This is a genomic window from Saccharopolyspora phatthalungensis (assembly GCF_014203395.1).
Classification (GTDB): domain Bacteria; phylum Actinomycetota; class Actinomycetes; order Mycobacteriales; family Pseudonocardiaceae; genus Saccharopolyspora; species Saccharopolyspora phatthalungensis.
Window position 1 is genome coordinate 1,950,402 of record NZ_JACHIW010000002.1, and the last position, 26,644, is coordinate 1,977,045.

Annotated in this window: 13 protein-coding genes; 7 read left to right on the forward strand and 6 right to left on the reverse strand. The window is 65.5% G+C overall.

Annotated features, from left to right (window positions below; translation table 11 throughout):
* Window positions 1-12: 12 nt before the first annotated feature.
* Both BJ970_RS34715 and BJ970_RS34720 read right to left on the reverse strand, forming a co-directional pair.
* Window positions 13-2,334 carry an ATP-binding protein gene (locus tag BJ970_RS34715; protein ID WP_246471956.1) on the reverse strand — a complete coding sequence of 774 codons (2,322 nt, stop codon included), beginning with the start codon at window positions 2,332-2,334 and terminating at the stop codon, window positions 13-15.
* Window positions 2,335-2,488: 154 nt separating this feature from the next.
* Window positions 2,489-12,535 (reverse strand): DUF8616 domain-containing protein, encoded by a 10,047-nt coding sequence (locus tag BJ970_RS34720; RefSeq protein ID WP_184732065.1) that lies wholly within the window; start codon window positions 12,533-12,535, stop codon window positions 2,489-2,491.
* A gap of 306 nt (window positions 12,536-12,841) precedes the next feature.
* Between BJ970_RS34720 and BJ970_RS34725 the strand changes: the two genes are divergently transcribed.
* The gene (locus BJ970_RS34725) at window positions 12,842-13,057 is read left to right on the forward strand and encodes a hypothetical protein (RefSeq protein WP_184732067.1); all 216 of its coding nucleotides are present in this window, start codon (window positions 12,842-12,844) and stop codon (window positions 13,055-13,057) included.
* Window positions 13,058-13,105: 48 nt separating this feature from the next.
* On the opposite strand, the gene BJ970_RS34730 is transcribed toward BJ970_RS34725, so the two are convergent.
* The 4 genes from BJ970_RS34730 to BJ970_RS34745 form a co-directional block, all read right to left on the reverse strand.
* Window positions 13,106-13,999 (reverse strand): DMT family transporter, encoded by an 894-nt coding sequence (locus BJ970_RS34730; RefSeq protein WP_184732069.1) that lies wholly within the window; start codon window positions 13,997-13,999, stop codon window positions 13,106-13,108.
* 2 nt (window positions 14,000-14,001) lie between these two features.
* Window positions 14,002-15,525, reverse strand: a complete 1,524-nt coding sequence (locus BJ970_RS34735) for a class I adenylate-forming enzyme family protein (RefSeq protein WP_184732071.1) — start codon at window positions 15,523-15,525, stop codon at window positions 14,002-14,004.
* Complete coding sequence (locus tag BJ970_RS34740) at window positions 15,522-16,502, reverse strand: FkbO/Hyg5 family chorismatase (protein ID WP_184732073.1); 981 nt, start codon at window positions 16,500-16,502, stop codon at window positions 15,522-15,524. The genes BJ970_RS34735 and BJ970_RS34740 overlap by 4 nt, the downstream gene beginning before the upstream one ends.
* A 980-nt stretch (window positions 16,503-17,482) precedes the next feature.
* Window positions 17,483-19,795, reverse strand: coding sequence for a glycoside hydrolase family 43 protein (locus BJ970_RS34745; RefSeq protein ID WP_376775186.1), 2,313 nt, complete (start codon window positions 19,793-19,795; stop codon window positions 17,483-17,485).
* 1,046 nt (window positions 19,796-20,841) lie between these two features.
* On the opposite strand from BJ970_RS34745, the gene BJ970_RS34750 reads away from it, so the two are divergent.
* The 6 genes from BJ970_RS34750 to BJ970_RS34775 all read left to right on the forward strand — a co-directional run bounded on the left by BJ970_RS34750 (window position 20,842) and on the right by BJ970_RS34775 (window position 26,503).
* Complete coding sequence (locus BJ970_RS34750; RefSeq protein ID WP_184732077.1) at window positions 20,842-21,729, forward strand: hypothetical protein; 888 nt, start codon at window positions 20,842-20,844, stop codon at window positions 21,727-21,729.
* A gap of 2 nt (window positions 21,730-21,731) precedes the next feature.
* A complete protein-coding gene (locus BJ970_RS34755) occupies window positions 21,732-22,271 on the forward strand; it encodes an HAD family hydrolase (RefSeq protein WP_184732079.1) in 540 nt (179 codons plus the stop codon).
* Window positions 22,259-22,951 carry a nucleotidyltransferase family protein gene (locus BJ970_RS34760; protein WP_184732081.1) on the forward strand — a complete coding sequence of 231 codons (693 nt, stop codon included), beginning with the start codon at window positions 22,259-22,261 and terminating at the stop codon, window positions 22,949-22,951. Before BJ970_RS34755 ends, BJ970_RS34760 begins: the two co-directional genes overlap by 13 nt.
* Before the next feature lie 4 nt (window positions 22,952-22,955).
* Entirely contained in the window at window positions 22,956-23,456 is a 501-nt protein-coding gene (locus tag BJ970_RS34765) for a DUF4916 domain-containing protein (RefSeq protein WP_184732083.1), read from the forward strand.
* Between the two features lie 177 nt (window positions 23,457-23,633).
* Window positions 23,634-24,938, forward strand: a complete 1,305-nt coding sequence (locus BJ970_RS34770; protein ID WP_184732085.1) for a sedoheptulose 7-phosphate cyclase — start codon at window positions 23,634-23,636, stop codon at window positions 24,936-24,938.
* 65 nt (window positions 24,939-25,003) lie between these two features.
* Window positions 25,004-26,503 carry a mannitol dehydrogenase family protein gene (locus BJ970_RS34775; protein WP_184732087.1) on the forward strand — a complete coding sequence of 500 codons (1,500 nt, stop codon included), beginning with the start codon at window positions 25,004-25,006 and terminating at the stop codon, window positions 26,501-26,503.
* Window positions 26,504-26,644 lie beyond the last annotated feature (141 nt).

Below are 26,644 nucleotides of genomic sequence, written 5' to 3' on the forward strand. Positions count from 1 at the left end.
GAAGGCGGGTGGCTAATGCGACCTTGATTGCCGCTCGGTGGCCCAGGCGGCGATCTGAGCACGGGACGTGAATCCGAGCTTGAGCAGGATGTTTTGCACGTGGGCCTCGGCGGTACGCTGGGACAGCACTAGAGTGTTGGCGATCTGCTTGTTGCTCATTCCTTGCACGACGAGGTCCGCGATCTCCAGCTCGCGCCGACTGAGCTCGGTTTCGCGTTCCGGCGCTACCGGGGTACTTGCGCCGACCGGCTCACCGAGGGCATAACCGACGGCGTTCTGAAGTCGAACGCTTGCGCCTTGTGCGAAGAACTTGCCGTATTTTTGTTCGCCCAGCGCCCGCCGTACCGCCCTTTCACAGTGATGGTGGTATTCGTCGAAGAAGGCCAACAACGGCGTACCTCCCTCGCGGAGGAACGTGTTCGAGACACCGAACAGACGAGCGGCTTGCTCATTTTCCCCCTGGCTCATCGCGATCCAGGCCAGCACCTCGACGCACTGGCCGACGGTGTGGTGATCGTTGAACTTCCGCTGGAGTTCCAGACTCTCATGGATGAGTTCCGCGGCGTGCTGCAACTCCCCCGCTCGCCAAGCCTCCACGCCAAGCCCCCAAAGCGCGTAGGATCGGCGCCACTTCTCCCCTTGCGACTGGGAACGCCCGAGAAGTTCTTCGTAGTAGGCCGCCGCACTCGTCGAGTCGCCGAGCAGCGAGTAGCACATGCCCACCCCGAAGAGCACCGCGAGGAGCGAACGCAACTCCTCCTTCTCGCGGAGTTGATCGAGCGCCGATTCATAGGTCGCGATAGCACGCGGGAAATCCCGCCGCAACGCCGCTGCCAGACCTTCTGGCCCCTTCAACAGCAGCCGCCCGGTCTCGTCGCCAAGAACGCGGGACAGGCGCCGCCCTTCTTCGAGCAGCGCGTCGGCAGCCGAAAGGTCGCCCTGGAGAAGGGCCAGGTGGCTTGCCGTGATCACGAGGCGCAGCCGGGGTGCGCTTGCGGCACTATCACGTTCCAGGATGCGGTCGCACCAGCGCCGTCCTTCGCTGATGAGCCCGCCGGTTCGCCAGTAGTCGAGCAAGGAATCAACAATGCGCATTGCCACGGAGATGTCACCGGACTCGGCGAGACAGTGTTCGAGCGCGGTACGGGTATTGGCGTGCTCGGTTTTCATGCGAGAAAACCAGGACACTTGATCGGGCCCGAACCAACCGTGCGCGAACTGTTCGACCAAGTCCGAATACCGATCCCGATGCCGACCTCGCACGAGTGCGACTTGAGCCGAACGGTTCAGCGCATCGAGTCCGTACTGCCGAATCGTTTCCAGCAGCCGGTAACGTACCCGGCCGCCGTGCTCGGTTCTGATGAGAATCGACTTGTCCACCAGGCCGGTGACCGCGTCGAGCACGTGTGCGGTGGTCAGCTCTCCCCCGGCACAGACAATTTCCGCACCTTCGAGATCGAAGTCCTCGGCAAAGACCGACGACCGCGCCCAGAGTGCTCTTTCCTCGTCGGAGCATAGGTCGAAGCTCCAGTCGATCAGCGCGCGTAAGGTCTGATGGCGGGGAAACGAGGCCCGGTTTCCCGAAGTCAGGAAGCCGAATCGGTCGTCGAGTCGCCGGAGGATGTCGTCGGGGGCCAGAATACGCAGACTCACGGCCGCCAACTCGATTGCCAAGGGAATCCCGTCCAGCCTCCGGCAAATACGAGCCACCACGGGACCGGTTCGCTCGTCAAGGTCGAATTCGGGCACGACCGCCGTTGCCCGGTCCACGAACAAGGACACCGCTTCGAATTCCGTCAACCGCTGAGCGGGGATCTCCGCGTCAGCCTCCGGAACTGCGAGGGCGGCCAGCGGCCAGACGCGCTCCCCGGCTATTCCCAGCGCTTGCCTGCTCGTCGCGAGAACCCGCAAATTCGGGCAGTCCCTCAGCAAGGTCGCGACCATGACGGCACAGCTCTGCAGTACGTGCTCGCAGTTGTCGATCACCAACAACAGCTGCTGATCCCCCAGGCGGTCGGCCACCGTCTCCGGAGTCCAGCGCGTCGATTGATCATAAATACCCAGGGCCGTTACCACCGCCTGCGGTACCAAGCCCTCGTCTTCCAAGCCGGCCAACTCGACCAACCGGACACCGTCCTGGAATGCACGCCGCAAGTCCCAGGCGACACGCAAAGCCAATCTTGTCTTACCCACCCCACCAACACCCGTCAGATTCACCAGGCGCGAGGACGACAAAGCGCGCCGGAGCTCGCGCAGCTCCCTTCGGCGCCCGACGAAGCTCGTAACATCGGTCGGCCACTGATTCGGAAGCCGCGGCACGGACGGTGCGGTCATGGCAAAACAGGGTAGCGCCCCAGCATGCGGACAGCCCGATAACCGAACTGTGGATCTCCGCGAGCGGCCAATGCCCGCCGACAACTACGCGTGCGGCTTTGATCAATACCCGCTGCTTGATCGCAGGACCAGGCAGTAGACTCGTCGCCAAACCTCACTCCGGGGAATCATCCGGACGTCCGCGATAATACGGATTGCGATGGAATCCTTCCAGGGAAACTCCCCGCAGCGCATTCGGATTCCGCTCATATCGCCAATACCCGATGATATCTTCGCCCGGAATGTGACTATAAAGGACTTCACGCTCCCAAGGGGTCCAGTACGCCCGATTCTGCGCTTTCAGCGTTTCGGCCACATTGATCCCGGTGACCGAAGGGTCTATCGCATAACGGAAGAGCCGATTATCATGATGGTATTTTGGATCCTCCGTGGTGGAAACATACTGGTCTTGGACCGCCGTTCGGGTGTGGTCGTCAATAGAATTTCGCCGGCTAGTGGGCGCGACAAAGCCATTCCGCAGGACGTCGTCGGGTTCGCGGGCCGAAGCCCGGTACACGCGTCGAGGCGATGTCTCCACAATGCTGGCCTTGTCGCTGTCCACGACGCGATCCCAGTCGATCCCCGACGGCTTGCCGGACGACCCCGCGCTGCCGGACCGGGTACCGCCGCCCGCCCAACTGATCAACGGCTCCGGGTCCGCTTGTTCCGCGTAGCGCGGCGGAGCCGAGCCGGTCAGCGCCGCCCGCAGCTCCGGACCATGCGAGCGCAACTCCCGCCCGTCGGGTCCCAGCAGCGACCACCGACCGGTTCCCCTGCCCTCGACGAACATCGGCAGCAGCTGCCCATCGACGGTCATCACCGTGTCGGTCGCGTGCACGGCACCATCGTTGGTTTGCCACACATCGCTGGCATCCGTCGTCCAGAGATGTGCCCGCAAGCTCGTCGCGAACCGCTGCGCGAATGACGCCTCGCCCGACTCCGGTCGCCGTCCGGCTCCGCATCCGAACAACACCACCGGCAACCCGGCGACAAAACGCCTGTCCCGCCACACCCGCTCGGCCGATTCCTGCGGTCCCAGCTCTCCGTCCGGCCACCGCGCACGCCCATGCGGTGTCACGTGCACACCCACCACCTGCACGTCCGGCAAGTCCGAAGCCAACGCCACCGCCTCAACCGCCACCGCATCCTCGCCGGGGCCAAAGAACATCATCGGCTCCGGACGCACCGAACGCGCCACCTCCGCCGGCGGCTGCACCGGCAGCGCCTGACTCTCGCCCGCCCGGAACAACATCCACTGTGGACCATTTCCGTCATCCGTCCGCGCCAGCACATCCGCGCCCGATAGCCGCGCCTCGGCAACCGATTCGCCGTGCACAACCACGCGGTCACTGCCCAGTACCACCAGCCGGCCGTGGTCCGGGGAATTCGCCGCGAAGCCCGGCGATCTGGTCCACTTCGGATAGATAAACGACTCCCCCGACCCTCGCACCGCGAGCACAACCGGTAAGGACGGAATGCTGGCCACCATCGCCGCGGCATCCGCCCACGCACCCGTCTCCGACGTCCCGTCGCCGTACAGCCGGAAAGCGACCCGATGCGCCATCCGCTCCCACAAATTCTGCATGGCCATCGCCGAGGATGTGTCGCCCTGCCTCGGGCGTTGCCACACGCTGTCCAGGATTGTCCTGGCTGTTGCTTGCAGGTCCGCCAGCCAATCTGCCGGCAGGGCGCTCAGTGCCCGCTCGGCTTCCTCGAAGTCCGCGCGCCACCGCTGATATATGGTCGCGATCTCGGTTTCCGTGACCTCGGCGGGCCGGGCGGCACCGGACACGGCTGCCGCACGCTGCCTGTCGACTGCCGCGATCACGGCCGCGACCTCCCCCGCGCCGTCGTAACTCAGCGGCGATTCCCGCTCATAGCGCGGCACGAACTCCCGGGGCGCCTCCACGTCACGGACATCCCCGGCGCGGCGCCAATGCAACTCAGGTGTCACGCTTCGCAGCCGGTCCAAGACCTCATCGGTATCGACAGCCTCCTCGTAGTAGCCGTCGTAGACGTACACGGGCCGCGGCGGCCCACCAACTCGGCGCAAGCCTTCGGCAAGTGCTCTGGCGTACCAGTCCGCAAGCGGCGCATCCTCCGAAATAGCCACGAGCACGACCGTTCGCCCGAGCTGCCCGGCATCCACAAGTTCGAATTCCAGGCAGCGCTGGATGAATGCGCCCAGCTCAACAGGATCCGGGGAGACGGTCTCGTTTTGCGCATTGCGCACGACTATTCCTTCGTCCTGCACTCGCACCAGAACGAACAGCGGGTCCGGATCGAACTCGGCCACCGCGCGCCGCAACATGGGCCCGTGCCCGTCGTAGTTCAACGAACCCCATCTTTCCCAGGCTTCCTCGTCTTCGGGCCGCACCGGGAAACACGCGCCGTTTGATGGCGACTCCCAGTCAACGCCAACCCACAAGGTTTGGGTAATCAGTTCCTCCTGCGGAGAAGGAGGTTGCATTCGGTCGGGCGTCAACAGTCGCAGGCCGGACGTCACGATAAGCACGCCGTCCGGCATGGCGAGCCGGTCGGCCCGAACGTTGTCGTCCGCGATGTAGACGGGCCGGTCCGCATCGGGGGTGCCCAGCAGGTGCGAGGTGAAGGGGGTGAGGTCCGTCATCGCATCGGCATCGTGCGGCTGTCCTACCGGGACGATCATGACGGGCCGCCGCCAGTCCCCCCGCGTTGCCTCCAGGTATTTCAGGTCCCGCGCCAGTATGGACGCCAACCGTTCCGGAAGCACCTTCCTATTCCCGCCTGGGGTGATGAAGTATTCGCCCACCCTGCTCGTCAGGATGACGATCGGCTGTTGGCGGCCGCGATACCCCAACTCCGACACCAGCCGGGAAACCCCGAATGAACGGATCTGGTCGGCAACGTCCGCGTGGGCACTGCCCAAAAGGGAGATGAGCCACGGCCGCTGCGCACCGACCGCACCGGCCGGATGCGCGGGCAGCGCTGACTGCGCCGACGGCGCCTCAACCAGGGCATAGGACCGCCACCCGGTCGGGAGAACGTCGAAGTTACCCATCGACAGGAAAACGGGCCGCCGGATCCCGTCGCTGCGCAATCCCTCCGCCAACGACCGCGCGTCCTGCTCAGTCAGGCCAGCGGGCCACTTGGCGAACACCACCACGACAGGGCGGGCCGGATCATCGGCGACCGATCGCCGGAAGTCCGCGTTACCGACCACGCTCATGCCGAATTCCGAAGGCCCGAGAACCCTCGTCTTGCGATTCGATGGATCAAGCACGTGGAAGCGTCCGTGCACCGGCGATGCCACCACGACGACCGGGTTTCGGTGGCCGGTTTCCGAAATGATCCAGTTCGCGTCCATGGTGACCGGTTGCACCGGTCCCGGTTGGGACGGATACACCAGCACTGGCCCGCCTTCCGCTGGTCGGCTCGCCTCAGTCGCGGGCAGCCAGTTCCGCGGCGGCACGAACCGCGGCGGATCGGTGTCGAAACCGAGAACGGCCACGCCGTTCGCATCGCGCCCCAACCTGAAGTCCCGGTCCGAGACGAGAACCGCACGATCCGGGTCGTTGCTGCGCGCCCCGCGGGCGAACTCACGTGCGGCGTGCTCACTGAGCCCGGTCTCGGCTCCCACGGTCGCTAGCAGGACAGGAGTGTCTGGTTTCGCGGCGATCGACGTCTGATATGACACGCTGCTCGCTACCTGGCGACCGAATTCGAAGGCGGACAGGGTGCCCGAGGGAGTAACGAACTCGTCGCCCCACAACCGCGCGAGCACAATGATCGACGAACGCAGCCCGACCCGTTGCGCAGCGCTCACCCGGAAACCACTCGACGACCACTGGCTCCACCAGTCCACATCCGCCGAGGTTCCACCCGCCGCCAGCAAGAGATGCGACGGGGCGGCGAAACGCAGCTCCTGCACCGACAGTTCGGCGGCGCGCGGACGTCCTCCGCCGAGACTGATGTCCTGCACGGCAAACCGGGTAATTCCGCCCGTATCCGATTCGACAGCGGTAGCAATGTAAACCGGCCCGTCGTGGCCGTATCGCCGTACCCCCCTCGCGAGTTCCCGGCGCACGCTCTCTACCAGGGCCAACCCGTCGTCCGACCGCACAGCAAGCACGACGACGGCCTTGCCAGGGTCCAATTCCGCTACCTCACGTAAGGAAGATGCCACTTCCAGACCGAACTCTCCGGCACTCATATGTCTGGTTTGCCGGATTCTTGGGTCAATGCAGGGGAATGTCTCACCGTTCTGACACCACGCCAGCGCGAGGATCGGTGAATCATCACCCACCTCTGCCAGCAGCCAGTCCAGTTGCGCGGCGGGTCCCGATTCCGCCCACCGCCTCCAATCGGCCTCCTCGTGGCTGTTTCGCGGATACGCGACCGCGTTGATGACGCTTGAACCCACCGGTATCGTCAGCCGCAGTCGCGGCGACCACGGGATCACGCGGCGGAAGGACTGATTCCGGATCGGATCGTTCACGTGATTGGAGCGGGAGCCGTACCGCAGGACGGGCATGCTCGCGTGAATGGGCCCGTGATGGCCCGCGTCGCGGAAGCTCGCGGCCAGCTCCTGCCGGGAAGGCTCCGTCATCGCGTGCCCGCGCCGCCCGAAGTATGTGTAGACAACGATGGCGCGGTTATCGTCGTGACCGGCGATCCCGTAAGTTCGCGCGTCCTCGACCACCCGGCGAGCGAATTCGCGTGGGGTCAACTCCTGCCTTTCCCACGTGTCCCCGCTGGCGATGACGAACCGGCCCCCCGGGGTGATCCACGCCAGCACGAAGGTCGGCGAATCATCGGCGACAGCATGCCGCACCGTTGCCATCCGCAGATTCGAGTCGGACAGCCGCTGGAACTGCTCCGCGTTCTCGGGGTGCTGGGGATAGGCGAGCGTGTTCTCCCGGGCGGAATCCAGCCGCAGCGCCAGCACGTTCGCTCGCCTGCCGGAGGCCAGCACAAGCCCGCCATCCCGCGGCTGGCCAGTCCGTGATTCCACGGCTACCAGCCCGAACCCGGAAGGATCGTGCGAGATGTAGCCGTCGGCCAGCAGGACCTGTCGGGCACCGTCCCCGCCCTCGCTGAGTCCCTCGGCGAATCGCCGCGTGAGAGCGTCGCGGCTCAGGTGCACCCCCAGCCCGGCATTGCCGCCCAGGACAACCAAGACGACCGGGCCGTCCTGGTTCGCGGCGCAGATCTGTCGGTACTGCTCGGTGATGGCCACGTGCTGCCCGAGCTCCCGCGGTGTCTCATGCTGCAGGGTCGTACCCCGAACCGCATCACCGATCAGGAAGAACTTCTCCGCACCGCCCGGAGTCCGCCGTCTGGCCTGGACCACGACGACGATCGGCTCCCGGTCGTCGTCGACGCCCATCTCACGGCGCACCCGATCGAGCTCGACCCGGCTGCCGTGGAAACCTTGCCACCACCGCGATGACGCCTCGTCTACCGAGTACACCACGGTGTTCTCGGTTCCTCCGCCCAGCCGCACCGTCACGGCGCGCGCTGCCCCGCGCCGCCACTGCACTCGCAACGCTGCCAAAGTCGCCCGCCGTTGCTCACGCCCCTGCTCCACGCGCCGGAGAACATCGGCCAGGTAGCGCACCTCGTGGAGGCGAACGTCCTTGGTGCTGCCGGTCAGCTCCTCGACGAGGCGGTGCACGTCCGCGGCGGTCACCGTCGGCCCCTGCATCCGGCCGGCATCCCGAATCCAGTCCGCCACAAGCCGAACATCCCGCGCGTCGGTGATGGAAGACCGCCCGCCGAGCTCCGCGGCCAGCTCAAGAACATGGAAAAGACCGCCCCACAACTGCTTCCAGCTGCGCGTGCCCGGCTCATCCACGCCCTCGGTGTGGCGCAGTTCCACCGCTGTGGCCAGGCTCCGCACGTCCTCCGGCGCAGTGGTGAACCCCCACCTGCTCAACAGCTCGTCGACCGATTCGCGCTCCCCCTGCCCGGGCCAGCGCACGACAGCCTCTATCCGCGCACCATCCGGATACCGCGACGGAACCGCATGGCCTGCCGCCGCCCGCAATTCCGGGCCCGAGGAACCCAGCAGCTCACCCTCCGACCCCAACAACGACCAACGACCGGTGCCCACACCATCCACGAACCTCGGCAACAACCTGCCATCCGAGGCCACCGACACCTCGGTGGCATGCACACCGCCGTCCACCGTCTGAACCACATCGGTATCGGCCACCCAAGCCGAACCGCGCAACGCACGAGCAAACCGCTCAGCGAACGACAACGCACCCGGACCCGGACGCCGATACGCACCACACCCCAGCAACGCGACCTTCAACCCCGGCACAAACCGCCGATCCCGCCGCACCTCCGCCACGAAATCCTCCGGCCCGACCCGCCGCCCATCCGCCAGCACCGCACTCCCCCGCGCCGTCACATGCACACCCACAACCTGGATATCCGGCAAAACAGGCGCCAACCGCGCCGCACGATCCATCAACCAGCCGGAATCACCAGGCCCCGCGAACAACAACGGCTCCGGCCTCGGCCGACTGGCCATCTCGGCGGGCGGATCGACCAGCCGAGGCCGACTCCCATCCGCCCCGTACAGCAACCACGCCGGTCCTCGACCAGGGTCAACCCGCGCCAACACATCCGCGCCGACGCCCTGCACCTCGGCCAGCGCAGCACCGGAAACAACCATCTCGCCATAGCCGAGCACCAGCAGCGGCCGAGTGCCCTGCGGGACGGCGGCGGCATGATCCGGCGACCGGGTCCACCCGGCGTACTCGGCACGTTCCCTCGCCCCCTGCACCCGCAGGCTCACCGGCAAGCCGGGCTCGCCCCGAAGATCCGTGGCAGAACCCGGCTCATAGTGGGTGATCTCCGATAGTCCTCGCGCCCGGTCGCCGTGGGGCGGTCCGCCGGTATCGCCAAACCGCCGCGTAGTGCCGGGACCGAGCGTGAGCCCATTCTCGCGGCCGAGGTTGACCCGATCAGCGCCCCTTGACACCCGCCTCGGCGAACCCTCCCCCCGAACGCCCGACCAGGCCGCCACCGTCTCCGCCCCCACCGACGCCGACTCCACCGCTGCGCCCTCGGGCACCACCGCCTCCGCCGAAACCGGAACACCTGCGGCCGAACGCACACCTAGACCCTCGACAGCCCGGCGCGGCGCCGGGATCCGTCCCGGCCCGCCCACCGGCCGAGGACGGGACCCGTCCGCGCCGAACCGCATCCACCGCGGACCACGCCGACCGTGACCTGGGGTCAAGGCAACAACATCACGCCCCAGACTCCGCGCCACCTCCGCGACCTGATTCGGCGGCAGCACCACACCAGTCCCCGAACGTTCCTCCGACGCCACCACCACCGGCCCCCCAGCCGATTCCCCCACCCGGCTCCGCAGGAACTCCGCGACTACACCACCGGAATCCACCTCCGCGGGAACCTGCACCCGCACCGCATCCGAGGGCCACCCCAACGAGGCCAATACCCCCGCCACCTCATCGTCCGGCCGAAGCGAATCCTCTTGCCCGGCCGTCACATCAACACCCGAAGACGCAGCGTGGTCGCGCGACGGTTCCTGCTCCACAACCGGTTGACCAGCCGAATCCGCCTGGCCATTCGGTACCTCGCCGCTCACAGCCGGACCGCTCATCGACACGACGGGATCCGCAGCCACACCCGATGCCTCAGGAGCGGCTGTCGACGGCTCGTCCGGCGACGAATCAGGCATCCGTGCCGCAGGCTGTACTGGCTGCTGGCCTGCGGTTTCACCGGGAAGCGGGTCGTGGTCGCTCGGCTGAACCCGCGACAGCTCCTGCCCCCCAAGCGGGGAACTGCCCGGGTCCACATGGAGGGTTTCCGAGGGATGGCTGGTCGTCGACGGCGCGGGGTCCGGCAATGAGCCGGAAGCATGAGGTGTGCCAGCAGCCGAGACCCGCGCATCTGCTCCCGGCCAACTTGCTTGCGAAGCATCCAGGAACGCACCGGCATCGTCCACTCCGGACAAATCAATGGTGCCGCGATTGTCTCCAGAGATTTCGCCGAACAACGGTGGCGTAACCCGACTGGTCTGCCCCACCGCATCCCCTGCTGAGTACGCCGGTGGCGGCGTACCCGGCAAGACTCGGCCAACCGCGCCGCCCGGCGAATACGCCGGTGGCAACGAATCCGGTCGGGCCTGCTCGACATCCACCGCCGGAGCCGAATACGCCGGTGGCAGCGAATCGGGCCGAGCCTGCTCGACATCCGGCGTTGCGGACGAGTATGGCGGTGGCGGTGCACCGGGCGCGCCTTTATCCGGCAGTTCCGGCATGTCCGTGGCGACCGTCCCGGGCTGCGGTGCTGGCGTGAAGTCCTCGGGTCGCTCCGTGATCGAGGTCTCGTCGTCCTCGGCCCCCCGGACTGCGCCGTGCACCGTTGCATCAGCGGCCGTGAACTCGCCCCCGACTTGCCGGTCGCCAGTCACGTCCCGACCATGCGGCGGCTCGCCAGAATTCGGTAGGGCGGCCCCCGGCGCCGGATGATCGGCAGGAGTCGCGCTGGAGGGACCCGACACGCCTGCAACGTCTCTGCCGATGCTCTCCGAACCATCCGGTACCCCGCCCGAGGAAGCCTGGCCGCCAGAGTCGGACGATTCACCGCTGCGGCCGGGGATCTCAGCCCCGACGCGCGCCGCACTCGGAATTCCCGGGCCATCACCGGCCGAAGCACTAGCCCGGCCACCGTCGAAACTCCGGGCCAAGGACTTACCATCGGCCGGAGCAATACCCGGACGCGACGAACCCGGAACACCAGCCGACGGCGGGCCCCCAGCACCCACCGACCCACCCTTGCCGCCAGCCGCCCCACTTTCGCCACCTGGCATCGCAGCCTTGTCTTCGGCCGTCCCGGTCTTACTTTCGGCCGTCCCGGTCTTGCTTTCGGCCGCCTCGGTCTCCCCTCCCGCTACCCAGGCCGCGCCTTTCCGCAAACCAACGAAACCTGGATCGGAGTTGACCGCCGAACCCGCACCGGAGAACGAGGAGTCCACATCAGACATTTCACCGGTACCCAACAAATCCGGCCCGTCACCGGTTTTCGGCTCGGATCCCGAGTCCACCGGGGAAGTCGTTGCCCCACTGGCGGACTGGTCTCGATCACGGATGCCCGGTGGCACCAAGTGACCCCGCAAAAACAGCCCCGCCATCTTCCCCGAGCCCGAGGCCACCGACTCCGACACCCCGGCCGTGAAGGAAAACGGGTTGAGCTGCACCCCCTGACCGCTCAACACCCCATACGTCAACTCGCCCACCATTTCCGTCAAACCCTCCTCCAGCGACTCCCCCAACCCCCGACCAAACCGCGCCGCCCACATCCCACTCAACGACATCCCCGCATACCCATCGACCGTCTTGGCCACCACATCCGCGAACTTCGCCAACCCCGATATTGGATAGAACTCCGCATGCTCCTCGGCCGCCCGCCGCGCCGCCGCCTCCAACACCGCCCGATCCACCTGATCCCCCAACCCCGCCACCAACACCCGCGCCACGGTCTTGCCCACCACATTTCCCAACGCCGACAACGGCAAACCCACCCCGGCCGAGACCGCCCCCACCCCCGCCGCATTCTTCGTCCATCCCGTCGACCAGCCCTGCTTGCCCTCCCCCACCAGGACACCCTGCGCCACCACGTCCGGCAGCAAGTTCACCCCCACCCCCACGCCCGCGCTCACCGCCAACCGCATGAACAACTGGCCCCACCACTGCGACAACAAGAACCGCATCACCGCCATCCGCGCCGCCAACCACGCCATCGAAGCCCCACCCGTTGCCCCCGCCATCGCCACCGCCCACGCGATCTCCGCCAACAGCAACAACAACCCGCCCACCGTCACATACTTCAGGTATTTCACCTGCCACCCCACATCCCGCACAAACACCCCTAACTCCCGCAACACCCCTCCCGAAGTCTCCAGCACATCCGCAAAGTCCCCCACCCGCGCGGAAAACCGGTCCGCTGCCTTGCCCGAAAACTCCCCCCGCGCCCGCGCCACCGCCTCCGCCACACCATCCGTCAAACCCTCCACCGCACCCGCACCCGACATCAACGCTTCGCCCACCCGCAACAACGCATCCTCATCCGCATCTGTCATATCCTCACCCGTCAACACCTGAAAAAGCCGCCGCACCTCCTCCGGCACCACAATCGACACCCAAACCACCCAACCAGAAACGTCGGATCCCAGGACACCGACGCCCCGCCCAGCAGCCGCCCCACCCACGCCGCGTAATATCGGGAGCGCCACACTCCAACCAACGCGGGGCGGGAACAGTGGTAGTCGGCAGGGGCATCAACGTTCCCACGACAGCACCGTTTCGCGCCTCACCCGAGATGCGCCGGACAATCGAGTATTGGGAGCCGGCACTCCCGCACTCAAGAGTTTTCCCCGAATATCACCAAAATCTGCCCGCTCGCACCCGACCCCTTCGGCTTTCGCCCGCCCTGTTGGGTGATTTCAATGGAAATCGACGTGCCGATTTCCATTGAAATCGCCAAGGTCCCGCCGCTGACGCACCGCCGCAGCAAGCGTGTCGAGCACGGCGAGCGTGTCTTGGCAACCAATGCAGGATTCGATCGCCGTCCCGACATCACCGTCGACCGAGTTCTCGCAGCCGACCGGCATCGGCAGCCCAGAGGCGAGCTGCCGATGCGGCAACCTCCATTGCCAAGGTGATGGACCCGATCCCGCCACTCACGCTCGCCGTGTGCCGGCGCGGAATCCTCAGCTCTTCCGCTTCATCCGGGACACCGCAACGCCGACCAACGTGAGCGCGCCGCCGAGCAACGCGATCGGGGTCGGCACCTCACCAAGCAGCAGCCACGACAGCAACACGACCAGCACCGGCACCATGTACGTCGTAGCTCCAAGACGCCCGGCCGGCGACCGCGTCAGCGCATACGCCCAGGTGTAGAACGCAAGAGCGGTGGGCAGCAGGCCCAGGTAGACCATCGCGAGCGTGGAGCCGAGGGGAGCGATGGCCAAATCGTCCGCGAGCTGACCCGCGAACGGCAGGCAGGCCACGGCGCCAACGGTGCAGCCGAACGTCGTAACCTGCAGCGCAGAGGCATGCTTGAGTAGAGCAATTTTCTGCGTCACGACGCCGATTGCGTATCCGATGGCGGCAACCAGACATAGCACGACGCCGAGGATGGTGGTGGCCCCGTTGCCAGTGGACAGTCCCACCACGGCAGCGCCGGCGAACGCGACCGCGAGGCCGGTCAGCAGCTGACGAGGAAAACCTTCCTTCAGCACCCAGCCGCTCAGCAAGGCCAGCAGGATCGGTCCCATGCCCACGATCAAGGCCGCTGTTCCCGCATCGGCATGCTTTTCTCCCCAGTTCAAGGCCACGGTGTAAAGCCCGAACCAGAAGACGCCCACGCCGATGATGCCCGGCCACGCCGCCCGCGGCGGCAGCCCTTCACCACGAATTACCATGATCACGCCCAGGCCCGCCGCGCCGGTCAACAGCCGACCCAGCGCCAACGCGCCGGGCGTGAAATAGGCTCCGGCGTAACGGATTCCGACAAACGCCGAAGCCCACAGCAGCATCGTGATCACGACCGCAACGGCTGCTTTCGTACCGGTCTTCCGGCTTTCGACCGCCGCTTGCTCCATTATCAAAGACCATCCTGTTCTGATTTCGCCACCATGGCTCGTACTTCTCGGCGCAGTAGTTTGCCCGTTGGATTACGGGGCAGCGCACAAACGAAAACGATGTCCGCCGGCACCTTGTACCAGGTGAGAGCCTGTTCCGCCGTCGTGGTCAGCTCCGTGCGGACGGCGTCGGGATCCGCGTCGCCGCCCAACACGACGAATGCGCGCAGTGCAGAGACACCTGCGTCGTTGCGAGCCGAGCAGACCGCCGCCTCCACGACCGCAGGATGTGTCATAAGCAGATCTTCGATTTCGGTCGGATGCACGTTGGCGCCCGCGACGATCTCGATATCGTCGGCACGGCCGTGGATGCGGAGGAACCCGTCCTCGTCGACGGTGGCCACATCGCCGGTGCGGTACCAGGAATCTCCCGTCCGCAGCGGCGAATCGCTGCCGCGTGCGACCCCCAGTCCGATGGTCGGCCCGGCGACCTCCAGAAGCCCTTCAACGCCCGGCGGGACCACCTCGCCGAGTTCGTTCAGGATTTGCATGCGGTACGGCGCCAGCAGCCGCCCGACGGTGAAATCCCGGTGGTCCGTCGTGCTGTTCGCGACGATCGCGTGCCCAATCTCTGTCGTGCCGAACACGTTGAGCAGCCGGTGGCCGAGAACCCGCCGCAATTTGCGTTCCAAGGCGTCCGGCAGCACCTCGCCCGCGCAGACCGCCAGCCGCAGTCCGGAGAGCAGGCCGTGATCTGGATGGCTCAGCAATCTCGCGAAAAAGCTCGGCTGCCCGTAGAACACGGTCACGCCGTGGTCTCGGATTAGGGAGAGTGCCGTCTCTTCCGTCGCGCGCTTCGGGCTGAGCACGGTGGTACCGCCGCGCAAGAGCGGCAGGAAGATCGAATTCCCCAAACCGTAGGAGAAGTACAACCGCGACACCGATAGGCAGACGTCATCCGGCGTCACTTCGACGACCGAACCGATGGACTGATCGTAGACGTCTGGGTCGCCGTGAGTATGGAAGCACAACTTCGGATCGCCCGTCGTGCCAGAGGTGAACAGCGCGAACCCTGGGGTATCCGGTGTGCATTCGGCGTGGGGCAGCACCGTGGTTTCCGACCGCAGGCGGCCCGGTGTGATCAACGGGTAGGGGAAGCACGCAGCGAGTTCGAGCTCACACACGACGGCGTCGGGCTCGGCGATCTCCGCGGCGCGCCGCAACTCGTCGGGATGCAGGTCCGAGTTGACCGGGATGGCAACGATGCCGGCGCGCAATGCGCCAAGAAATGACCAGACAAGGTCGATGCCGTCGGGTAACGCGAGCAGGACCCTGTCCCCCACGCCAAGGCCTCGGTTGACGAACGCCGCCGCCGCCCGACCGGCACCCTCGTAAACGTCCTGGTATCGGTAGGTCTTACCGTGCACGATGTAGGCGGGCCGGTCCAGCCAGCCGTTCTCGCTTGCGACCCGGGCCAGCCGCGCGACCAGGTTTCCGTTGACGGAGTCGGACTGATCTGGAATTCCGGGGGTCTGCGCGCGCTTCATCGGTCAGCGATCTCCTGTCGGCAGATTCCTTCGATTTCGACGAGCAGGTCCGGCCGGCACACGTCGACGTTGAGGTAAACCACATTGGCGTGCGCGGCGAACACCTCGGCACATTTCGCGCGAACGACCGGCAGGTGCTCGGCATCGCGAACGTAGACCTTGATGAAGTCAAGATCCGCTATGCGGTAGCCATCGCCGATTCCGTGGAGCCAGAGATTACCTCGGCTGATGAGCGTCTCGATGTTGCCGATGGTGAGGTCGAGCTGGCCGTCGATGTCCTCAAGGCACACCGTCTCGTCGCCTATGATGCTCGCCGTGCCGGAGACGTAGACGATGTTCGTGGCGTGTTCTTCGACCTGCGTCAGATAGGTGGCCCGAGCAAAGCTGGGCGACTTCGGCCCGTATTGATCCGGGTACTTGTACGCCGGGGTCTGGAGGGGGTTCTCCAAGAATGTGGCTTTGCCCTCGCGGCAGGCCAGGAAGTAGCAGTCGATGCCATCGCTGAGCGCGCCGATCCCGGTGGCCGCCGGCATGCTCCCGATCCGGGATGACCAACGTTCGAACGCCTCGGCGCGGCCGATGCAGAAGTCCCGGTAGTTCTCCATTCCTTCGGCGTTGTCACGGGTGATGTGACCGACCAGGTTCCACATTCGGAAGATCTTCGTATAGCCGAGCCGGTCGGCCAGCTCGAACGCCGCCTCGTAGGCGGCGCGAACCGGTTGCCGGTAGACTGCTTGCTTTTCGACGCGGAACGCACAGAATAAGTACTCGCCATCTTCCGCCCACACCAGAGCGTCCAGCGTTCCGGAGCGGGCGGGTTTGTCCGTTAACCACACCTCGGCAAACGGTTCGGCACCGGCGTCCACCATGTGCACCCCGACCTGCGGAGCACCGTCGCGGAGCACGGGCGGTTCGCTGGTGTGCTGATAGATCACCCGACCCAGGACGTGTCGGCCACTCGGAGCAGCGTCGGGCATCGACCGAAAGTCGCAGCTGATTCCGCGTTCGCTTACCACAGGGCGACTGGTGATCAAGTCTTCCTCCATCTCTCGACAATTGTCCGAATGCCCACGGAAAGACTTGAGAGGGAACGGATAGGACATTCGTCTTATACCGCGCAACCAACGCTGATCGCGGCTCGTAATCAGACGATGAATAGCGTCGAGCGCTGCCGTAGCGCCGCCGGCGGTTCGCCTACTGCCGGGGAATTACCGGGCGCGTCCGTCAGCAGGAAATCGGGATGGTCCTGCCCGCTTGTCGGGGCGGCGCTGGAGCCTTTCCGGACGCAGGAAGAACTGTCCTGGGACTCTTCCCCGCCCGTCGGGAAACGGTGATCATCATGAACGGTAAGCCTGAGGCCGCATTGCCCCAAAGACCAGCCTCCTACGCCCGCCATGCCCGGAGGACTTGGACATCTACCCGAACAAGCAGGACCAGGCGTGACGGCGAGTCGATAGCGGGTCTGACGGGCAAAACCGGACTACCACGTATTCGCCCAATTGCCCGGCCAAGATAAGCGCAATGCCCTGATCGACGCGGGATTCTCCCGCTCCGTCAGTCATCCCTGAGCCGACGCGTCGGATGCGTGCTCCCTCGTGATCGCGCGGGTGGTGGATCGGGCACCGCACTCGCCCGCGCGGAAAATTGGTAGCACGCCGGTGCAAGGCTTGCTACGCGATCGGCCGTGCTGGCCAAAAATCGTCCTGGTATGTCTGTTGTGCAAGCGGAACGCGCGCGCCCAATTCGGGACGCCGTAACGCCAAGAATAACCCGAATGGCCGCACAACCAAACGAACGGCGTGCGAAATTTGTGACGGATATCGGCCGGTCTACCGGTGTCGAGGCGCAGCCCAGCCGATCCGCGGCCAAGAAAGTCCACTAAGGACAATCCAGGCGACCTCCCACGCCCAGCAGCGCTCAGGGGACCAAGGCTCGCAGAGGGGGCCGAGCATGGCACCTACCAAAGCGGCGGAAGCGCCCAGAAAGGAACATTGCCGGGCCCTGATACCCGCAGGTAGTCAAATCTGGCAGTGGCGCCGGCGCCGCCCATCGAGACTAGGCCGATCTTGAAGGCATCCCGGGTCGGGAGTGTCCACACGCCGGTCTGCACCCAATGGCTGCCATCGCGGCTGGTCGCGGCCCGGACCTCGGTTTTGCCATCCTCGGTGTCCGTGTGCTCGGTCATGCGCAGCCACATGGTATCCGCCGTCGGGCCGCCGAACATCGGGCCCGTGACGATCGGACGCGCCGGGGCCGTTGCCGGTCGCTCACCGACCTTGTTGAACTCGCTGACCTGGAGCGGCGTGCCATCGGCCCTGGCGAGCGGCAGCACCGAGTGCACCAGTTTGAAATAGCGGTCGTCGTTGTCGTACAGCAGGATTCCAGCCTGTTGGCCGACCTGATCCGGGGCGAACTGGATCTTCGTCTCGACCGTGAAGTCGCCGGGCGGCGCGTCGCGCAGCAACACCGGCACGCCCTTATCGCCACCAGCGAGTGCAGCGTTCTGAGTCGGCAAGGAGAGCGCCCCGCCTGTCATGGTCGCCCCTGCCGCTGGACCACGCACCCATCGCCACGGCGAGCCAGGAGTCGTGCCGGGCAGCGCCATGCCGTTGAACTCGTCGCTGTACGCGCGAAGGAGCTTTCCGGGCTCGGCTTGGGGTAGCCGTTGGGTGACCGGCTGGTACAACGGCGCGGCGCTGAGATTGTCAGCCGACACGCCATTGCCACGCGCGGCCACCCCGACGGCTCCCGAGTGGGTAGCCGTCGAGGGCACGTCGCGCTCCTGGACGGCCGCCGGATCGCGCAGCCGGTCTTCACTCACCTCGACAGTCATGTGCCCGCCGCGTAATTCGACGGCCACGTTGTGCCAGGTATCGAACCGGAAATCGGCCGGCAGCGGCGTCACCTGGTCGCCGCCGCCATGCCCACCGACCACCTCGGTCACCAGCGCGTGCCGCCCCCGATCGAGCCAGGCGACGATGTGGTTGTTCTGGTTGCGATACGCAACGGTCAGACCGGCCGCGCCAGCGCCCGACGCCACCCGCAGATCCGCCTCGGCCCGTACATCGGCTGGAACATCAGCATCGGTGACGAGGTACGCGCCCGCTTGGCCGCCGGTGTGGTTCGCGTACCCCCCGGCGTCGGTCGCCCGTTCGAGAGCCCAGCCGGCAGGTTCGGCTCCGTCGGCTCGCATTCCCTTGAGCGAGCCGCCGTTGAAGTTGCTGCCGGCGCTTGGGGAGGTCACCGGGGCGGGCTGGGGGCCGTCGGATGGACCGGCGCCGGCGCGCACCACCGGCCAGCCGTCGATCCAGTCCAGCCTGTCTATCAGCATCGGCCTCCGGGTTGCCTTGATCGCGCCGTCGCCTGCCGACCGCGGGTCCCGGTCGTCCGCGGGAACGCTGTGATAGACGAGCCAGTCCTGCCCGGCGAGATCGGTCTGCAAAGCGTTGTGGCCGGGCCCGATCCACTTGTTGCCGTTCGCACCGACGACTATGCCGCCCTTGCTGGTGGGCGACCGCAGGTCGACGCCCTCATCGTCGACGAACGGCCCGGTGGGGCTGGCCGAGCGCCCAACCTTCACCTGGTAGCCGCTGTACGCACCGTCGCAGCAGCCGCCGTCCGAGTAGAAGAGGTAGTAGTAGCCGCCTCGTTTGACAACGAAACCGCCCTCCATTCGGCGGCCCTGTGCGATCTGACGAGCCTCGCCCACAGTTCGGGTGGCATCGGCGTTCATCCGTGCCACACAAACGGTGTCGTAGCTTCCCCAGTACAACCAGCGAGTGCCATCGGTGTCGGTGAACAGCGACTGGTCGATGTTGGAGGTCGGGCAACCGGTCGGGCGCGGCAGGACCGCACCATCGTCGGCCCACGGACCCGTGGGCGTCGGCGAGGTGGCCAGGCCGACGGTCTGGCGGCCCGGCACGGAATAGTACAAATGGTAGAGACCGTTCACGTATCGGATATCCGGGGCCCAAAGCCCGGATCCGCCCTGCCAGGCAGGCCGCGTCTTCGGCGTGAAGACCTGCCCCGCGTACTGCCAGTTGATCATGTCTCTGGAGCGCAGGATCGGAAGGATGCGCTGGCCGTCCTTGCCCTGGGATTGCGGGACCTTACTCTGTGTGCCGTAGGCATACCAGAGCCCGTCCTTGCCCCGAATGACAGAGGGATCCGGGAACGTGTCGATCGCGCCGGCCGACACGGGATTCGAGTAGGTGCCCGGACCTGCCGCGTCGATGGCGGGCGCCGCGCCGGCGATGAGCGACAAGCACACTAATAGTCCACAGAGAACTGTGCCGGTCTTCAGTAACCGCAGCGGTTTCCTCTCCATGCCGATTCCTCCGAGGGATCAACGTTGCAGCAGTGCGTCCAGCTCGAAGGGGCTCGGGCGGGTTGCCGGCCCAGTCCTTCCAGGTCTCGCTCACTGAGCACGCGACGATCGCGACGTCCAGAACCACGAGCAGCATCAGAACCTACGAACCACATATTGGGGGCCGAGCCTTGTGCGCCCATCTCACACGACGTCACCCCGTTGCAGTAACCGGTGTCCCGTTTGTCTGCCCATTGGAGCACCGCGGCTTGCCCACAGAGGTACAAAAGGGCTGATCGGTGTCCGGTGTTCGAACACCCACCCGCACGGGAAATCGGTGGAAGCGGAACGGAATCAGATAAATGCGCGCAGTGGTCGGAGCTATACCAGGCACTGAGTCCAGAGGCTGGCGAAGCCCAGCTATCGCCGGCCGGACATTTCGGCCCAAAGACCGAAAGTAGGGTAAGGTAATTCCAGCGAAATAACGGCCTCCACCAGGACGGTGTTGTCGACCCAAGACATGGGCAACCTTGTTAGGCGCGATCCAGCGCGACACCCTTGAGAGTCCAGGGCCGGTCTCGAATACGTCCGCCGAGAGCCGTGCTGCCGCGCCGGGCGAACCTTGCGCGTGCCGCTTCGGCACCAACGGCCGCCGAGTCACACGCGCGAGCAGTACGACAACCGCGCTCTCTCATATATGAAAAAGAAGCGCAATGACTTGACTATAAGTTCACCCTAATGGATGATCTCGCAAGGACTTGATCCAGCGCATGAATCAATGCCCTCCCCCAATCGACCCTGCGCACGACATGCAAAAATGCCCCTTTGGGCAACCCTAAAAGTCTATTTGGGCACGGACTTGGAAATACTCCATCGCATGTGACTATGGTTGATCCGTCAGCGTCGACCACCACCGAAATCGCATTCTAGCGGCGGCTCACTCAACTCCGTTGACCTCAAGACATGTCCGTGCATGACGGTTTACGTTCGCGTCAGTCTGGAGTAACCGAATGGCGGCTTTTGCGCTCGAATCAGAATTGGAACGATCCATTCTTGATCTCTACGGGGCCGCGAATCTATCCGACTTGGGACCGGATTATCTCTCGCACGCGCTGGAAAAGCGCGGCAATTCTGGTGCGCTTATCACGTTGATGTCCGATGGCCTCGTGCGGAAGACGGGCCAGCCGGACACCGTGGTAGGTGCACGCGTGGTCTCGCAGGGGCAATGGATTCTGCAACACAGCAATCCGGCGCTACCCCGGGTGCACGATGTCTTTCAGGACGGTTCGGGGTGGGGATACACCATGGAGCGACTTGACACGGTCCCCCTCGAACTACTCGATGGCCGCAAGCTCGCCGCGGTCATGGTTCAACTGCTGCAAGACCACTTCTGGTGCAAGCCGGCAGAGGTTGAATTCGACGAAGCGGCGCACGCCGAGCGACTGGCCCCTATCGTGCAACCCCTGACCGGGAAAGATAGGACAATATTTCAGCAACTATACGACCGGGTCGAGTGGGACAAGCTCACCACGGGTCTCACGCATGGAGATCCGGTGTTCCAGAATGTCCTTTTCGCGCCCGACTGCTCGATGGTCTTGTGTGATCCGATCTTGTCGACGCCGGCGCTGCCGGATGTGATCGCGGTGGATGTCGCACACATCTTCCTGTCCTGCGTGGGATATGAGCGATTGACCTACCGACTGCCGGGGCCAGGCAACATTCCCCTCGACTCGATCGCGTCGATGGCGGCCCTAACGCCCGAGGACCTGATCGCGTCGTTGTATTTCGCAGTCATGTGCGTGCTCCGTGCCATGGTCTACGTCTCACCCGAGACGGCGAAGATCCTGCTGGAGGAGTGCATGGGGCGTCTGATTGGAGAGGCTGCATGTCACGTGTAGTGGTGTTCGACGTCGACGGAGTCCTGATCGATACCTTTGAAATCGTGCGCCGGGCCTACGCCGAGGTCGGCGTCGATCTGCACGACCAGCGCTGGGGGGTTGCCTGGCAAACCTGGCTTCCGGAGTATTGCGATAACGATCTCGACCGTGCCCGCGTCCTCCACGACCAGAAGACCGAGGCGCATCTCGACTTGTTGACCAGAACCACGGTCAACACGCTCGCCGGAGCTCAGGTCGCCGATAGCTTGCACTCTCGCGGGTGGACCGTAAAGTTCCTCACCGCCGGTACTCGCCAAGTCGTGCACCAGACCTTCCATGCGGTCAATCCGTCCTGGCTCGGTCGGCTGGCGGGAACCGACCTGACCTCCGCGGGAAAACGGCAGATGCTCGGGGAGATTTCGGCCGGCGGCGGCGTGTACGTCGACGACAACCGCGACCTCGGGGTCGCGATCACCGAAGACAGCGCCTGGAATCTGGTGCATTTCCGGGGCCAAACAGAAGAAGAACTGACCACGGAAATCGTCGAGCAATGGACACGGTGATTCTTGCCGCTGGACGCGGCAGCCGTCTGGAGGGCCTCGCGCCCCCCTACTTCAAGCCGCTGCTCATCGTCGACGGCGAGCCCCTGATCCGCCGGCTCATCCGGACGGCGAAGGATGTCGCGGGGGGCCGGATCGTGGTCGTTGCCGCACCGGAGAACGCGCTGCCCCTCTGCCAGGTGCTGGGCGACATTCCGGCCGAGATCGTCATCCAGCGCCGCCCACGAGGCCCCGGAGACGCGCTTCTCACGGGCCTCCGCCTGGTGACGTCACCGGACGTCTACGTTCTCCTCGGGGACAACGTGGTTTCCCGGCAAGACGCGAAAAACGTCGCACAGGCCGCCTCCCCGGCAGTCGGCGTCGTGCCGCTGCCTCCCGCCGAGGCCGAGCGTTTCACGTATCTGGCCCCGGAGAACGTCTGGGTGGAAAAACTTCCTCGTCCGCAGACAGCCGAGGAAGCGGACCTGCCCTGCTGGGTCGGGCCGTTGAAGTTACGGACCCAGGACATCCAGGCAGCCATCGAGGACTGGATCAGGAGGACCCCGGCAGGGGCCGAGCCGGGTCGGGAAGTCCCGATCGGGCCGCTGCTCAACCAACAGGGCCCGGCGACCCTGGTCCGAGTGTCTTCGGTGGATGTGGGTGTACCCGCCGCGTGGAACATGGCGGCGACCGCAAAGGAGTGAATTCGTGACCGACGGTTCGTTCGACAAAGGAAACTGGATTCCCCCGGAGGAATATGACGAAATCACCAAGAAGATTCCGATCCTGTGCATCGACGTACTGCCGATCAGCGCAAGCGAACCCGATTCGGTGGGCTTGATATACCGCGAGACCTACTGGGGCCGCCGCGGATGGTGTCTCGTGGGCATCGGTGTTCAGCACGGCGAGCCGCTGGTGACTGCCGTCCAGCGGGCCTTCACCTGGGCGCTGGGGGACCAAGTCAGGATCGATCCGGCCACCCTCCAGCTGAAGGAGATCGTGGAGTATCTCCCGGAACAGGGCGTCGGCGAGTTCTTCGACCCGCGCAAGCATGCCGTCGCGCTCACCTACACGTGTGTCGTGTCCGGTCAGCCCGAGCCACGCGGAAAAGCCATCGACTTCAAGTGGTTCTCGCGCGACGCTCTGCCTGAGGGCGACGCCCTCGGTTTCGGGCAAGAACGCCTCATCCCCCGTCTGCTGGCTCGCTAGCTTCACCCTTACCCGGCAGCAAGTGGCGAATTTTCCGGCGCCTTCATGGGTTGGCGAATCGATCGGCAACGAGCGGTACCGAGATCCCTTCTTTCCCGCGTACCGCCTTGACGTATTCCGAGGCAACGGCGCCTGAAACCGAACCGAGTTCAACGTGCGACAGATTCGGGGGACGATATGCTTACCAATGGCCTCCAGATGGACACCGCGGGAAGCTGGGTCATCAAGACGAGCCGAGAAGTCCGGTACGAGATCGTCGAAACGACAGGGTTGCTCGCTCCGGAAAACCCGGAGCTCGGGCGATTACACGACGGCCAAGAAAGCAAAGGCAAGCGGCTGGTCGTTCTCGACCATGCTGTCGACCGGCTTTTCGGCGAGCAGATCAGGACCTACTTCACGGCCAACGACATTGCCGTCGACTACCTGACCTTGCCCGCAGGCGACGAGCACAAGACGCTGGCGCAAGTAGAGCTGATCGCGCGCCGGCTCAACGAGATCGGCACCTACCGAGTGGGCACGCCGCCGATCGGCATTGGCGGCGGGGTGCTCCAGGACGTCGTCGGCATGGCCGCCAGCCTCTACCGGCGGGGGATTCCGTACATCAGGGTGCCGACCACACTGCTTTCCCAGATCGACGGCGGTGTGGCCGCCAAGACCGGCGTCAACCACGACGGGTTCCGCAACCGGCTGGGCACCTACGCCCCGCCGCCACGCACGCTGATCGACCGCAGGCTGATCGCCACGCTGCCCGAGCGACAGGTGCGCAGCGGGCTGGGCGAGGCGCTGAAGATGGCGCTCATCAAGGACCCCGTCCTTTTCGAGGTCATCGAGCGGTACGGCAAAAGCCTGGTCGCCGAGCGCTTGCAGGACTCGTCCCCGGAAACATCGGTGGACCAGCCGGGGCGCATCGTGACGCACCGGGCCATCGCGGGCATGGCCGAAGAGCTGGAGAACAATCTCTGGGAGACCGAGCTTCGCCGCATCGTCGACTACGGTCACACCTTCTCGCCGATCATCGAGATGCGGGCGCTGCCCGAACTGCTGCACGGCGAGGCGGTGGCGATGGACTGCGTTTTCAGCGCTGTTCTCGCCGCGAATCGTGGGATGTTGTCCGATGACGAGCTAGGCCGGGTCGTCTCAGCCACCTGCGGCATCGGGCTGGCACCGTCGCATCCGATGTTCTGCGACGCCGATCTGCTCCATCAGGCACTGACCGACTCCGTGCGGCACCGCAACAGCGATCAGCACCTGACGCTCATGAACGGCATCGGAAGCACGATCTTCGTCAACGACCTGACGTATTCGGAGATCAAGAGAGCCGCCGCGCAGATGTCCGACCTACTCGACGTTCAGCCTGACTGCCTCACCGCCCAAGCGTCGGACGAGGCACATGTCGAGGTGCCTCGGGCACGTGACGCTTCGGACGCCAGCGTGGGAAATCCCGACGCAAGTGGAGCGACGAGCAGTGCCAGCACGAAGTAAATCACCGGCGAACCGCGCTGGCGCGTGGTGACCGCGTCGACGATTGATTGAGAAGGGTGGAGGCCGTGCCCGGAGCGGACGTTCGAAGTTTTTCCGAGATCGTCGCGGACTTGCCGGATGGTGGAGCCGTCTCGGTTCCGCACTACGACAGGGCGTCCGTCCGGGCCGGCATCGCCCATATCGGAGTCGGGAACTTCGCCCGCGCGCATCTGGCCCGCTACATCGACGACTATCTCGCGGCCGGCGGGTCGCCCCGGTGGGGAATCGTCGGAATCGGTCTGCGGAACACCGAAGCGGCGCGGGAAAAGGCCCGGCGCCGTGCCGACCAGGATTATCTCTACACACTGGTGGAATCATCGGCGGACGAGCCGCGTAGCGCCCGCATCATCGGTTCCATCGTCGACTATGTCCAACTCGGCGAGGACGCCGAGGAGGTGCTGGAGCGCCTTGCCGAACCGAGCATCGGTATCGTGTCAATGACGATCACCGAGGGCGGATACCGCATTGCTGAAGAGACGGGTCAGTACGACCTCGGCGATGCGATGATCGCGAAAGATCTCGCCGATCCGCGCGCTCCACGAACGGTTTTCGGTGTGCTGACCGAGGCGATGAGGCGGCGTCGCGACCGGGGTATCGGCGGGGTGAGCGTGGTCAGTTGCGACAACCTGCGCCACAACGGCGAAACCGCCGAGCTGGCACTGACCAGCCATGCCCACGCCGTCGATCCCGGACTCGCCGACTGGATCCGGGAGAACGTGTCCTTCCCGAACAGCATGGTCGACCGAATCGTGCCCGCCGCAACGCCCGAATTGGTCGATGACGTCGCGCGAACCTGGGGCCTTCCCGACCGGCTGCCCGTGCTGGCCGAGACCCACCTGCAATGGGTGATCGAGGACCGGTTCATGGCCGGCAGGCCCGAGCTCGAACGCGTAGGGGTGAGCTTTCGCGACGATGTCTGGGAGTTCGAGGAGCTCAAATCGAGAATTCTCAATGCCAGCCACGTCATGCTGTGTTACCCGGCATTGCTGCTGGGATACAGCCTCGTCGACGAGGCGATCCGGGACCCGGATCTTGCCCGCTACATCACCACGTTCCTCGCGCGCGACGTGCAGCCGCAGCTGGCGGCCCCAGCCGGCGTCTCCGTCACTGACTACGCCGATGAAGTGCTACGCCGGTTCAGGAACGCGGCGATCGGCGACCAGCTCACGCGCATCGCGGGAGACGGCGCGGCGAAACTGCCGACCTACATCAGCCCGCCTACCGCCGCTCTCGTGCGCCAAAACGATGCCGACACCCGCAGAATCGCCTTGTTTCTAGCGTCCTATCGCAAGTACGTGCGGCAGCTCGCCGCCCAAGGCGATGAAACGCTGGCCGCGGCCGAGCCCAACCTGACCCCGCCCGACCGCCGTCTGCTTCTCGCCCCCGCCCCGGAAAGAGCACTGGCGTCGACGTTCCTGGCCGGTTTCGGCCTCGCCGGCCACGACCGGTTCACAGCCGAACTCCGCCACGCGGCCGAAGCAATCGAAACAGATGTCCGCCAAGCGCTCGCCGAAGTGTCGGCATGACATCAGTCCACACCACGGCATGGGGCTGCCTCCGCCTGGGGGAAGGATTGACGATCTGGGCCCCACGATTGCCGAGGCTTGTTTAAGGTGTGCGCGTACTGGAGCCGAGCCGAAACGGAGCACGCATTGCGACCACGTGCC